Annotated in this window: 16 protein-coding genes and 1 riboswitch (1 of these 17 only partly in view); of the genes, 5 read left to right on the top strand and 11 right to left on the bottom strand. The window is 32.4% G+C overall.

The window, feature by feature from the left end; translation table 11 throughout:
* Nucleotides 1-159 precede the first annotated feature (159 nt).
* From AC0VXV_RS18220 to AC0VXV_RS18180, 9 genes are all read right to left on the bottom strand, one after another.
* Nucleotides 160-531 carry a type II toxin-antitoxin system RnlB family antitoxin gene (locus AC0VXV_RS18220; protein WP_475529578.1) on the bottom strand — a complete coding sequence of 124 codons (372 nt, stop codon included), beginning with the start codon at nt 529-531 and terminating at the stop codon, nt 160-162.
* Between the two features lie 68 nt (nt 532-599).
* Entirely contained in the window at nt 600-1,709 is a 1,110-nt protein-coding gene (locus tag AC0VXV_RS18215) for an RNase LS family HEPN domain-containing protein (protein WP_475529577.1), read from the bottom strand.
* Nucleotides 1,696-2,637 (bottom strand): ribonuclease H1 domain-containing protein, encoded by a 942-nt coding sequence (locus AC0VXV_RS18210; protein ID WP_475529576.1) that lies wholly within the window; start codon nt 2,635-2,637, stop codon nt 1,696-1,698. The genes AC0VXV_RS18215 and AC0VXV_RS18210 overlap by 14 nt, the downstream gene beginning before the upstream one ends.
* A 101-nt stretch (nt 2,638-2,738) precedes the next feature.
* A complete protein-coding gene (locus AC0VXV_RS18205) occupies nt 2,739-3,917 on the bottom strand; it encodes a site-specific integrase (RefSeq protein WP_475529575.1) in 1,179 nt (392 codons plus the stop codon).
* A gap of 25 nt (nt 3,918-3,942) precedes the next feature.
* Nucleotides 3,943-4,134 carry a DUF3173 domain-containing protein gene (locus AC0VXV_RS18200; protein WP_475529574.1) on the bottom strand — a complete coding sequence of 64 codons (192 nt, stop codon included), beginning with the start codon at nt 4,132-4,134 and terminating at the stop codon, nt 3,943-3,945.
* A 6-nt stretch (nt 4,135-4,140) separates the two neighbouring features.
* Nucleotides 4,141-5,277: a replication initiation factor domain-containing protein gene (locus tag AC0VXV_RS18195; RefSeq protein ID WP_475529573.1), complete on the bottom strand. Its 1,137-nt coding sequence runs from the start codon at nt 5,275-5,277 to the stop codon at nt 4,141-4,143.
* 2 nt (nt 5,278-5,279) lie between these two features.
* Nucleotides 5,280-5,756, bottom strand: coding sequence for a hypothetical protein (locus AC0VXV_RS18190; protein ID WP_475529572.1), 477 nt, complete (start codon nt 5,754-5,756; stop codon nt 5,280-5,282).
* Between the two features lie 277 nt (nt 5,757-6,033).
* Complete coding sequence (locus AC0VXV_RS18185; RefSeq protein WP_475529571.1) at nt 6,034-6,819, bottom strand: FtsK/SpoIIIE domain-containing protein; 786 nt, start codon at nt 6,817-6,819, stop codon at nt 6,034-6,036.
* Between the two features lie 5 nt (nt 6,820-6,824).
* Nucleotides 6,825-7,382, bottom strand: a complete 558-nt coding sequence (locus AC0VXV_RS18180; RefSeq protein ID WP_475529570.1) for a hypothetical protein — start codon at nt 7,380-7,382, stop codon at nt 6,825-6,827.
* A gap of 206 nt (nt 7,383-7,588) precedes the next feature.
* Here AC0VXV_RS18180 and AC0VXV_RS18175 point away from each other — a divergent pair, with 206 nt between their 5' ends.
* From AC0VXV_RS18175 to AC0VXV_RS18165, 3 genes are all read left to right on the top strand, one after another.
* The gene (locus tag AC0VXV_RS18175) at nt 7,589-8,386 is read left to right on the top strand and encodes a helix-turn-helix domain-containing protein (protein WP_475529569.1); all 798 of its coding nucleotides are present in this window, start codon (nt 7,589-7,591) and stop codon (nt 8,384-8,386) included.
* 316 nt (nt 8,387-8,702) lie between these two features.
* Nucleotides 8,703-8,852: a hypothetical protein gene (locus tag AC0VXV_RS18170; RefSeq protein WP_475529568.1), complete on the top strand. Its 150-nt coding sequence runs from the start codon at nt 8,703-8,705 to the stop codon at nt 8,850-8,852.
* A gap of 249 nt (nt 8,853-9,101) precedes the next feature.
* Entirely contained in the window at nt 9,102-9,989 is an 888-nt protein-coding gene (locus AC0VXV_RS18165; protein ID WP_475529567.1) for a DUF2382 domain-containing protein, read from the top strand.
* 291 nt (nt 9,990-10,280) lie between these two features.
* Here AC0VXV_RS18165 and AC0VXV_RS18160 read toward each other — a convergent pair whose 3' ends face one another.
* Nucleotides 10,281-10,682: a hypothetical protein gene (locus AC0VXV_RS18160; protein WP_475529566.1), complete on the bottom strand. Its 402-nt coding sequence runs from the start codon at nt 10,680-10,682 to the stop codon at nt 10,281-10,283.
* 80 nt (nt 10,683-10,762) lie between these two features.
* Nucleotides 10,763-11,170, bottom strand: coding sequence for an NUDIX hydrolase (locus tag AC0VXV_RS18155; RefSeq protein WP_475529565.1), 408 nt, complete (start codon nt 11,168-11,170; stop codon nt 10,763-10,765).
* A gap of 199 nt (nt 11,171-11,369) precedes the next feature.
* Nucleotides 11,370-11,471: riboswitch (purine riboswitch) on the top strand.
* 140 nt (nt 11,472-11,611) lie between these two features.
* Here AC0VXV_RS18155 and AC0VXV_RS18150 point away from each other — a divergent pair.
* A complete protein-coding gene (locus tag AC0VXV_RS18150) occupies nt 11,612-12,946 on the top strand; it encodes an NCS2 family permease (protein ID WP_475529564.1) in 1,335 nt (444 codons plus the stop codon).
* A gap of 98 nt (nt 12,947-13,044) precedes the next feature.
* A protein-coding gene (locus AC0VXV_RS18145; RefSeq protein ID WP_475529563.1) for an N-acetyltransferase family protein crosses the window boundary here: on the top strand, nt 13,045-13,070 show its 5' portion. Its footprint extends 451 nt past the window's final position; 26 of the gene's 477 nt are visible here — the first part of the coding sequence; the start codon lies at nt 13,045-13,047; its stop codon lies off the right edge, out of view.

The raw sequence follows: 13,070 nt of genomic DNA, 5'->3' as shown, positions 1-13,070 counted from the left end.
GATACCATTGTTTATTGTTAGTGGAATGAAGTAAATTACATAGAGGATTTATGTGGAGCTATCTAATGCAACGGTACTAATAAATTGATATATCTCTTTGATTTATAAAAAAAACTCTCTTTCAAAGTTAATTGGAAGAGAGTTTAATATACTAATATTCTAAATGGTTAAATCATGTAAAATCATATTTTTTTGGACATAATTTAATACCGTATTATCTAAATTGAATTCTTTACATTTTAATACTTCTTGTGTATTTTTCCGATAAAAATTCTCTTTAGTAAAACATAAAAATTCTAATGTAGTAAAATCAAAATGTCCATCTGTAAAAGTTAATTTAAAAAATCTTTCAGAGTTATCACCTGTATAAGCCAACATGTCAAATAACACAAAACCTTCAAATTTTTGAATGTATAAATGCTCTTCGATTTCTTTATAATCAAGCAACGGACTTTCAAAAGAGGTAGCTATGATTACATATTGAAAATCCAACTTAATGCTTTTATTGATATATATATAATACCTTTTCATAGCTACCTCTCCTTTAAAGTTTTTTTATCAGCTTATGGAATTTTAACATATTCAAATCACAATAGCTATTATTTATAATATGCATCAATAATTTGGAATGTGTTATTAATAATTGCAAAGGCTTCTGCAGGATTTTCGATAACTCGTGTTGTATCTACAGCGACAGGGATACTTGGGTCTAATTCATCCCAATGAAATAAAGAGTGTCTGTTTAGTTTATAAAAATGATATGCATCATTTATTGCGGCAAGCTCAAGAGCACTAAATAACTTAATATGATCAGGATCATAAAGTGCATATTTACTATTTCCATCTTTTTTGAACATTGTAAAACTAGAGTTCACTAATGGGATTTTTTTATCATACATTACATGCTTTAAATGACCTTCTAAGGCTTTTAAAGCTGGGAAAGCTAAATGGGTACATTCAAAGTTATCACTTGTACTTTTTAAATGATATAATGCCTGACATAACATCTTTTTTATTTTTTCATTCAGTTTGTTTATCGCATTTGGGATGTAAAGATCTAGCTCTTCTTTAATGTCAGATTTTTGAATTGTGGTATTAAAGATAATACGATTAGATTCTAAAATTTTGGGTATTTCTTTTGGTTCAAATAAAGTCATTAAATATGTATGGAATTCCATAAATAATTTTAGTGGCTTACCTTGAAGCATTACTTTTTTACTTTTATTGTAATAAGTTATAGTTAGTATTTCCCCATAATTACCTTTTATAACCCAACGTTTACCGAGATCAATTTCAAAAGGCTCTGGCTTTTCGAAGTTTTGCTCCTTTGAGATCATTTCTAAGACACTCATGAAGTCATTAATTTCAATCTCCTTAAATACAAAGTAACTTTTATCGAAACCTACAATTGAAGGTTCCGTACATATAGGTGAGTTTTTAATGCTTTCAGCTAGTTTCTCTTTGAATTCGGTTTTTTCTCCAGAAGAAAGGTCGATAGACGTAGTTCCGTCATCGTTAAATCTGAAATCTAAGAATTCTGTATTACTTTCGTAAGTGTAATGTAACCTATTGCGACCACTACCTTTTTCCTCCAATTTTTCTGTAAATGAACAGGTAGTACCTTGAGACATAAAATAGTCTGAAATAGCATCATTTAATTTATCTCGATCAATGTTTAATCTTAAATATGGATTTTTAATCTTTGTCATTTTTATAACCTTCCAATAGTAAAGTTTTGATAATACTTTTGTTATCTACAGTTAAATATTCAATTTGCAATGTTTTGAGTTGAATGTCTAGAGTTGCATGTATATCAGTTAAATCTTTTAATTTTTGGCCCTCGATTTTCCAATAATATTTAGCGATTTTCTTTAATATATTTTCATTGAAAATATAATTTTCTACTTTTATAATAAACTTTTCGTTTGACGTATCATTAATTATTTTCTTATAAAGTTCAAGTGTTAGTTGTAAACTTTTAATAGCGTAAACATCCGTATAGGTATTATCTTTTAAAAGTTTATATGTTCCATCTTTCGCTAATTTATCCGCTAACTCATTATACTCATCACCAGAATGTGCTTTAACTTTGATAAAGTGTATATCTATGGATTTTGAATAATCTTTGATTTTTTGTACATACTTTTTAGTAAGATTTTTCTTGGCATCCCAGATACCTTTCGCCCATTTTTCAATTCCTTCATAGTCGTAGTATAAAATAACTTTTTTATAATTGTTATTAAGTGCCCAATCTATAGCTGTTAAAGCTCCTTCGATTTCCCCTGCCACGTTCCAAAGATTTTCATTTTCATTAACCACTATGCTATTAGAGATAGTATGAATAATTTCGTTATCTTTTACCATAACGCAACCATAACCGCCAGCAACATTATTTTTTGAATAACTTCCATCTACATATATACAAAGATCATTTTCTGAAACAGAGGTTGTCTCTGAAACAGATATTGTTTGAGATAAAATTTCATTTGAAGGGGTTAAAAAATTCTTAGCTTCTTCGTAACTAGTAAATGATTTATATTTTGCTCCTTTAAATCCTTTTACTTGCTTCTCGCATTCAGACCAGCTATTGAAAATACCTGTTTTTCTACCTACACTAACTGAATAATATTTACTCATTGAGTCACATCCTTTCTTTTAATATTCGAAGTTCGAAAATTTTAACCTCCATATTATAATATATTTTACTCTTAAATTCTAAAAAAACTAATATTATACATTTAATCATATTTAAAAGCCTGATTACCTCGAAAATTAGTCTGTTTTTCTTTAGCGATGTTATATTTAATTGTGCCACTAATACTGTTAGCAATTTCAAAATTTACATTGGGATATAAATGTGAATATGTACTTAAAGTTGTTTTTATATCTTCATGTCCGAGACGATCTTTGATAATAAGAGGGTTAGCATTATATTCATTTATTAAAAATGAAGCATGAGAATGTCTTAATCCTTTTGCTTGAATTGATTTAATGCAAGCTAATTTTGCATGTCGTTGAATAATCCGAGCAATAGTTGATTTCCAGGTTGGATCACCGTTATAAGATAATACAAAATCAATATTGCCAAACTGTTCTTGCCTAGTTTTCCAATTATGTAAAATCGAAATAGTATCAGTATCAATCGCGATTGTTCGTAATGCTGCTTTAGTTTTAGTAGGTCCTAGGACCCAGTCATTTTTATTCTTTAATCGTAGTGAGTGATTAACTGTTATTGTTCCTTTATCTAAATCAATTTCCTCTTTCCATCGCAAAGCAGTTGCTTCATTTACTCTTAAACCTGTCATAAAATAAAGCCATATTATTACGAAAGAATAGTGTTCATAATAATCATCTAAATTAAAAGTTGATAATACCTTTTGAAATTCTTCTTTTGTCCAAAACTCAACTTTAACTTTTTCTTTCGGAACTGACCCAACTTGCTTGGCACGATTGGATTTTATCATTCCTAAACTAACAGCTTTCTCTAAGGTTTGAGAGAACATACCATAAACCATTCGAGCATAGTTTTGTGAAAAATTCTCTGTTAAGCTATTTTTCCAAAACTGAATATCGATATTATTAATACTATCAATTTTCTTCTTTCCAAAATGCTGCATAATCTTTTTTATTACAGGCATTCGAGCTTCAAAAGTGGTTATTTGTACTTTTGCTTTATAATCTGGAATGAAAAGTTGAACCATAAATGTTTTATAATCCATTCCGCTGTTTGCGATTTGCCCCATATCTTGGGCTTCTTTTAATTCTGCTGTTTTAGCTTCGTATGCTTCTTTTTGATTAGCAAACCCACGACGAACTTTCCTAATTCGTTTTCCTGTCACTGTATCAAAGCCGAGGGAAACGGAATAATACCATTTCCCAGTTTTTTTATCTTTATAGACACCAGTGATTTTAGCCATAAAACCAATTCCTTTCCTGAGTGTCTTAAAATTTAATACCTGTTATTTCTTCAACAGCTTTTGTAGGAACACGTCCTAAGCGCTTGTTACTATAAAAATTGTAACCACGTTGAACCATTAATGCTTTAGCCTCACGAATGATTCCTTGTGCAGTACACTTAGTATAACCAAGTGCTATTAATTCTTCTTTGCTAATAACTGTATTTGCATTTATCACAGTTGCTTAAATCTCCTTTTTACCGAGAAGTTCATTTACTGATTGTTCAATTGTGGAAAGATCAAATTCAGTAAATTTCCCTCTTCCAATTTCTAATTCCTGTCTTAAATAAGCATCTGCATAATCTACACCAAAAGCTTGTTTGTACGCTTCGTATATCATTGCTCTAGATTTAGTTGTAGATTTCTCCACCCACTTTTTCTTCTCTTTCATTGTAGGCTTTTCTTTAACAATTCGAAGGGGGATGGAGGGGATACCATTAATGAAATTATCCCACCAACGCATATTTTTTTGTCGGGCTTTATTATGAAAATCCTTTCTTTGTCCCTTTTGTTGAGTTTTAAAAGAGTAATGACTTTTTAATATACCTAGAATCACTTGATTCAAAGGTATACCTTTAGCTAAATGTTGACATACTTGAAGAGCCTTTTTATCCCCGATTTCAAGTTCCCATCGTACCCATTTATTTAAGTTAAGCAATTCACCAGTATTATCCCTAATTTCCTGTTTTTTATCATAGATTCGAAGTAATTGAGGATGTGCTCCAATGTATAGAGTAAAGCCAGTAAGAGTTCCATCTAAAATACGTCCGCTATTAATTTCCTTAAATGTATTGGCACGTGTAGATAGTTGTCCACGTTTTACATAATCTTGTAGTTTTTTAACATCTGGGCAACTATCGTCAAAAATATCTAAAGCAAGATCAATTCTAGTAGGGGTTGCCCCATTGGATAAAATGCTTTTTATAAATGCTTGCCAATGCCATCCTGAGACTTGCGACATATATTCTTCGTATTGTCGGCAAGCTGTACCAGAGAAGTTTACTAACAGATTTGAATGTTTTTTACTTGTGTGTATTTCAATGTTTGCGAAATTAAAACAATAATCATATGTAGGGAAAGGGCTTCTTTTTCCCACGTATTCAGGTTTACTTTCATCTGAATAATTATGTAAATCATTAAGTTCTTTTCGAATACTTAGAGTACGTTTTACATAATCCATCTGACAATCTAAATCATCTGTTTCTAAAGGTTTCAAAAAAGCAGTAAACGGAATGCCTAATATATTTTCAGTAAAATAATATGGATCGGCATTAGGGATAGAAAAGCGTAACCAATCTATTAAACACTCATTTTTACGCAATGCTATTCTCCTATTTTATAGTTTGAAGAACTGATTTTTAGTTCCGCAAATTGCCAAACATCAACCATAGTATTATTAGAGTATGCTTTCTTTTGTACCTTTTTAGGAGAAACAGTTAGGTTTTCAAAGGTAATTGGAATAAATTCATCTTCTTCAAATTTATCAAGTATAGGAGGCATGGTCTGATTTTCAACTAATATTGTTATAGGAGCACCAAATTCAGCTAGTTGGTTTGTGATCGCTAATTCCACTAATGCTCGATCATAAACTTTGAATGAAGTAGTCATTTTCCCTGTTTCTATGTATTCGCCTAAGGGATTACGTTCTTTTTCAATTTTTGTAGAAACTTCATTAGATAGAGTTACAAATTGATTCGGAATTTTAAATTGTGCTAAATCAAATTTTAAAGTTGCTAAATCATGCTCGGTTCCATCTGTAAGAGAGACTTTATTTGAGGTGCTTAATTTTAGTTTTTTCATTTAAACCGTCCTTTAATTTTAATTATATTATCCCGATTGTCGGGATGTTAATATCCATATAAAATTAGTTATATCAAGGGATTGGAGATCCCACAGTGAGTTTAATGCCCCCGTGTTACTAACGGGGGGAATCGAGTTTTTAAAGACCTTCCACTCCGCGTCGCTTCGTGGTTGCACTCAGAAATTAAGAAATAGACCGGCTCCGCCTATCCTTTTGCTATCGCAAGGATTCTATCTCTTAATCTCCGAGCACTCGAATTGTGGTGTAATTCAAGTACTAATTTTCTTCGTTAAAGCGATTAGCACCTTCGATTAAAAGTTTCTTAAGCACATTTTTTACATCGATCTTCGAGGTATCTAAAATAGGTGTTTGAAATGCACGTGGCGTACTCCAACCTAGTCCATCTAAATAGATATAACCTTTCCCAATTCCTTTTTCAGCAGCTGGTAATTCATCATAAAAATCTCCGAATACCATTCGATAGCTATCTTTTGACATACGTCCTAATGCAACACGCATACCGGCATTTTCACGTATTGTTGTTGATAATACTTCTGCTGAAAAGCGTTGGGACGATAGAATTGCAAAATAACCACTTTGACGACCTTTTAACATGATTTGCAACAGGTACGATTCTATTTCTTTCGCTAATTTTTTATCTTCGCCCATAGTTGCTATTAATTCATCAAAAAATAGGAATACAGGTCTAAGATTATATGTGGAGTAATTTGATCCAGTTTGAGAACCTTCATTAGAAAAATGTGTTTCATATCGTTTATTCATGTCTTCAACTATTTGTCTAAGCATTCTGCAAGCTTGGTTAGGTGTGCTAGCAACATGAATATCTCTAACGCTTACATCAAATGAGAAACGTAAGCTATAAAGATCAGCACGTTTCCCATCGATAAAATATATTTCGGCTCCTAATTTGGCAACGGATAAAATTAGATATGTCAGAAATCGAGTTTTTCCTTGTCCTGTAGCTGATTGGATAATAGCCCCTACTTGTTTATGGGTAAATTCAAAGTATTTATCTCTATCTAATTTAATTGCGTTTTGCATAAAATTTAAACATTCCAATCATTTGTAACGTCAATAAAGTTATTTGAAGTCTCGGATAAAATATATGTTGAATGATTCGCATAATCATTTTGAACGGATATCACATTTAAGTTTAATGCTGTTTGAAAAATCTCCGTTAGTTCATTCATTTTATCTGAGTATTTTCCACCAGCTGGATATACTTCGATATATAGTTCATTATCAAGCATGTAAAATTTCATAATCATTGAATGTGTTATTTTTCCGCTTTCTTTATTTTCATAAAAAAAGCCATTTACTTCGATTACTTTTTTTAAAGTATTTTTTATTCTTTGCATTTTGAATGGCGACATGCTGCTAAATAGAATATTTAACAAAGAGTTGAATATTAGAAAAACTATTGTTCCAATATAAAAAGACAAAGGTAAAGAAATATTTTTTGATAAAATGTTACTTAGTGTTGTTTCAACTGTTAGTAAACTGATAAAAGGCATTACACCAACCAAGAACCTTGCTATTAAGAGTAATTTGCTTGGTTGTTTACTTTTTAATTTTGCCGTATGCTTATAACGTGAATATTTCATAGAGTCCTCCTTTCTTGGGTTTTATGAACAAAGCGGTAGTGTCTGCCAACGCTGCTGCTTTATTTTTATACGTACTCTCTACAAAAGGTCGTAATGAGGTCGTAAAATAGTCGTAATACATTTAAACGACTATAATGGAATTATATACATTTAAATTCTTGAATGTCAATAATATATCTATCGATTTTTAGAAAGGGTGAGAAAGCTTGAAGCCTAAGAAAGATGAAGTAGCACGAAGAATTAATCATATAAAAGAAATTTTGGGGTTATCTTTAGCTAAATTTGCAGAAATACTAGAAGTATCTAAAGGAACATTCAATTCATATACGAGAGGGTTAGCAGTACCTCCAGAAAGAATTGTAGATAAGATATCTGAGGTGTCACATTACTCGAAAGATTGGATTTACTATGGAGAACTAAATGAATATATTGAAAATGTTCTTATTACATCTGGTTATGAAAAATTTATAAAAAATTTTCCGGAAATAGTTGAGGAATTATCTGATGAGTTATCGATTGAATACTCCGAAAAATATCCTCATGTTGTATATCTGATTACACATTTTAAAAATAAATTTTATTATCCTAAATTAGAACGTTATGTAAATGATTTAATTTCGCCATATATTAAAAAAGTTAAGGATTTCCCGATAAATGATGGAGATAAAGTTTTAGGTGAAGAAAGATATGTGAAAAATATATGGATGAACTTAAATAATGATTTCCAGTTTGGTGATAATGAACGGGTTTTAGAAGTAGCAGAAGCAGAGTATAAAAAATGGATGGAATTATATAATCATTTTAATAAAAACAATGATGAACAGTATGAAGAATTTTTAAGTTATTTAATAGAATGTTTATCGGATGATGATAAAACAAGAGAAATGATTGATAGTATTTCAAGTAATATTTTAGGGAGAAGATTATCTTCAAAAGAACTTGTCGAGATTTTTAAAAGTCTAAAGCCAGATATTAAAAGACTTAAAAAAATAGAGATTAATTAATTGATACCAAAATTGATACCAACCTATCGTGGGTTAAATAAAATTCAAAGTGTTTTAAAAGTTCAAATCCTTTTAGAATCAACATTTATGTTGAAGTAATTTTTAATGATTTATTGAGTGGGAATAGTACTGAATAACTTTTAACTATTTACTCTCTTTTAGTTATTGTAAAAATAACTAAAGGGGAGTTTTTTATTCTATGGAAGTTGGAATGGTGAGATTCGGGATACATTAATTTAAGGTTTACTTCAGTGAAATGAGGTATATTATATATTGAATAGGTTCTCTGTGAAGACAGGAAAAGTAGGTGAACAAAATGGGGAAATATCAATTGGATAGTAAAGGTAAGGCAGCTGTTGCGAAGTATCACGAAAAAAACAAGCCGGCCCAATTCGATAAAAAGCAGCAACTTGAAAAATTGCGTGCGCAGTATTTGGAAAAGAAACAACGACAAAACGATAAATAGGTTGTATGGAAACGTAGGAAGAGTAACATCTTTCTATGTTTTTTTATTTGGCATCTAATTTCGTCTTAATTCCTTAATATTAAAATATTGTCATAGCTGTGTTTCTTTTTCTTTCATTTTTATTACAGAATGTTAAATTTATCATCCCCGCGTTTATTATTTAGGAGAAAAGGTATTGTATAGTATGCCAAATCAAATATAGACAGTCGGTATAAAAAAACTAACTTAATGAAACTGGAGGAATGAAACATGGAAACACGTGATAACAAATTATATGGTATTTATGACAATGAAGCGGAATTACAGGCAGAAATGGATCGCCTTCGTGCACAAGGATATGGTGAGGAAGATATGTACATCGTATCTAATCGCAATGATCAACTATCTATGTACCGAAACTCAAAAGGTTACAGCACTAACACGGATGGTTATGAAACTGATCATAAAGAAGGTTCTTGGTGGGACCGCTTTAAAGCATTCATGATGGGTGAAGATTTAGTACGGGATCAACACTTTACACAAATGGGCATCTCTGAGGATGAACGAAACCGTTATTATGATGAATTACAGGCAGGGAAATATTTATTATATGTAGATAGAGACTACGGTACTTATTTTGATGAAGGTACTAAAAATTATGGTGTGAATAATCATTATGAGCGTGATTATGATAAAACGGATGAAGAACGTATAGCACTTCATGAAGAACGCTTGCAAGTAGATAAAAAACGCGTACAAACGGGTGAGGTGCAAGTCGACAAACATGTAGTCGAAGAACAGCAAACGATTGAAGTGCCAGTAGAGCATGAAGAAGTTTATGTAGAAAGACGTCCTGTTAATGAGGACACAACACTTAATGCAAATGGAAAACTTCATGACGGAATTACTCATGCCTATGAAGAAGAGGGCAAAATCCATATCCCGGTAACTGAAGAACAAGTGGATGTTACGAAGAAAGATGTCGTTACGGAAGAAATTGTAGTCGGCAAACGAAAAGTAACGGACACGGAAACTGTTTCAGACACAGTTCGCCGTGAAGAAGCGGACATTAAGGATACGACTAATACTACGAATCATTTAAATGATTTAGATGATTTGGATAATGATCCGTTAAAACGAACAAACCGCGGATTATAAAATAGTCATAAAAAATAGGAAGCCTGTTTTACGCAGGCCTCCTTGTTTTGTATGTTAGTTATATTCTAATAAGTTATTTTAGGCTTAAATTATTCTTCAACAGTGGCTTTTTCGCGAGTTTTCCACTCAATTCCACTTGTAACACATCCGAATGTAACGATTATTAAAAGTACAAATAATGTGTTATGTAACCAATATGGCATTCAAACCGCTCCTTTAATGTTCTGTGTTTCTTTTATTATTTTAACATATTAAAGGGAAATGCACTTACTTTTATATAGCTAGATATAATTAATTCTCTTTCTTTGTGACAAAAAATGTCACAATTATAAATAAGAAAAATGCGATTAATAAAAGAGTGCCCCCTACAATGAAGAACACCATGTTCATTGTTTCATTTGTGTCCAGCGGGTTTAAATAATGCAGCCACATCCCTATACATAAACCAAAAGCGCCGATCATACCTAAAATACTCTGGATTTTAACAAAGATCAGCCTGCGGACGGGTACTGAATAATAGAAAATCCCCCACGCAAAAACCGATAACCAACCTACCAATACAAAGTGTGCGTGGACTGGTCGTAAAGCATAGTTCAAGTTACCGCTCATAATTGATCCGATTAATACACCGATAAAACCTGAAACAGCCGCAAAGCGAATTAAATGCATTGCCCATTTTCGTTGTTGTTGCAAAAAAATCCCCCCTCTATTTGTTCAAACTTCACTATAGAGGAGCAATATAACATTTCTATAAACTTCCTGTAAAATAATTATTAGTCTAACAAATCGAATACGTGATGCTGGTGAAAATCTGCGATAATCTCTTTCGGTAATAATGTGAGCAGTTCATCCTTTGACGCCCATAAATAGTGTAGATGTTCATCGGATAAAGTAATTCGCTCCTCTTTTGTATCACATAAGAAGGTGAGCAGGACAATTTGTCGCGTTTTACTCGTGTGGAATGTTGTCGAAAACAACTGATTTTTTACAATAATATTCAATCCAACTTCTTCTAAAAATTCCCTCTTAAGTGCACCTTCAAATGACTCGCCAAAATGCAGATTTCCTCCGACTGTCTCCCATGTGCCTGCGCCAACTGCTTCGATTTGTGAACGTTGCACGATCAGTAATTTATTGTTTTTAACAAGGACTCCTTTTACAACTACCTTAATTTCACTCAATTTGAACTCCCCAATTCAGTATAAATATAGTAAAATGTAGATTTGATTTTTGTATATTCCAAGTTTAATAATAACAAATAAAGATACAGGAACAGTAGTAAATGACTTGTTTGTGGATGTTTTTACGAACTATGAATTAAAATTTATAAAAAATGTTCGGAAATAGCTTGTAATTTAAAAAATGAAATGATATATTACAAACGTAAATTAAATACGTCGTCGTATAATGTCGGGAATATGGCCCGTGAGTTTCTACCGAATCACCGTAAATGATTCGACTACGATTTATAAATAAGTAATAACACTACTATAATGGGAGTGTAATATACTTATTTTCCTTAAATCGTGGACATGCGGCAATATGCTTTGCGTGTCTTTTTTGTTTTTAAGGTTAAGTGTTCTTTAGATGTTGAAGACGACAACACGGAGGAAAGTTTCATTATGAAAAAGTATTTCGAGTTCGATAAACTTGGAACTAATTATCGCCGAGAAATTTTAGGTGGCTTCACAACATTCTTGGCAATGGCTTACATTTTAGTAGTAAACCCTAGCATTTTAACGCTATCTGATATTGAAGGTTTACCAGATGCATTACGCATGGATTACGGTGCAGTATTTGTGGCAACAGCTGTTTCAGCAGCAATTGGATGTTTCATCATGGGGATTGTTGCAAGATATCCTTTAGCTTTAGCGCCAGGTCTTGGCTTAAATGCATTCTTTGCTTACACGGTTGTATTAACAAACGGAAGCCCTTGGCAACACGCTTTGGCTGCAGTATTTGTATCAGGTGTATTCTTCTTGTTATTAACGGTTACAGGATTACGTGAAAAATTAATCAACGCCATCCCAATGGAACTTAAAATTGCCGTGGGTGCTGGTATCGGGTTATTCGTTTCGTTCATCGGTTTAAAAAATGCTGGCATTATCGTTGCGAGTGAGGCAACAGTTGTCGGATTAGGTAACTTACACGATGCTGAAGTATTGTTGGCGATTTTTGGTATTCTTCTTACAGTAATTTTCTTAGTTCGTGGAATGAAAGCTGGCGTATTTATCGCGATGGCTATTACTGCAATCGCAGGTATGATCTTTGGTTTAGTTGATTTACCTTCTCAAATTGTTTCGGCACCACCAAGTGTAGAACCAACTTTCGGTAAATTATTCTCAGCGTTCACTGATCCGGAGTTCTATTCACTCACAATGGTATCGGTTATTCTATCATTCTTGTTCGTAGACTTTTTTGACAACGCAGGTACTTTAATGGCTGTTGCCAACCAGGCAGGATTTGTTAAAAACAATAAATTACCTCGTGCAGGTAAAGCATTAATCTCAGATTCAATCGCTTCTATTTCAGGTTCGATCTTTGGTACATCAACAGTAACATCTTATGTAGAATCTTCAGCAGGAGTTGGAGCAGGCGCACGTACAGGTTTCGCTTCAATCATTACAGGTATCTGTTTCTTGTTGGCGTTATTCTTATCACCAGTATTAAGTGTTGTAACAAATGCAGTTACTGCACCGGCATTAATCGTTGTAGGTATTTTAATGGTATCTTCACTTGGACAAATCGAGTGGAATAAATTCGAAGTGGCTGTACCAGCATTCTTCACAATGTTAATGATGCCTTTAACATCATCAATCGCAACAGGTCTTGCAGTAGGTTTCGTGTTCTACCCATTAACAATGGTGTTAAAAGGTAAGGCAAAAGAAGTAAACCCGATTATGTATATTTTCGCAGTACTCTTCCTGATCTATTTAGGTACTGTCGGTTCAATGTAAAATCATTCACCAGTCAACTATTGTTGGCTGGTTTTTTTTGTTTTTGCAGGAAAATATAATTGGGGAAGCGAACTGAATACTATAAGGGGGAGAGTTGAATGGTTATCAAAATAGAAGAAGCAAG

Source organism: Solibacillus sp. iso_87 (genome assembly GCF_056173085.1).
This window is presented reverse-complemented; position numbering and strand designations above follow the sequence as displayed.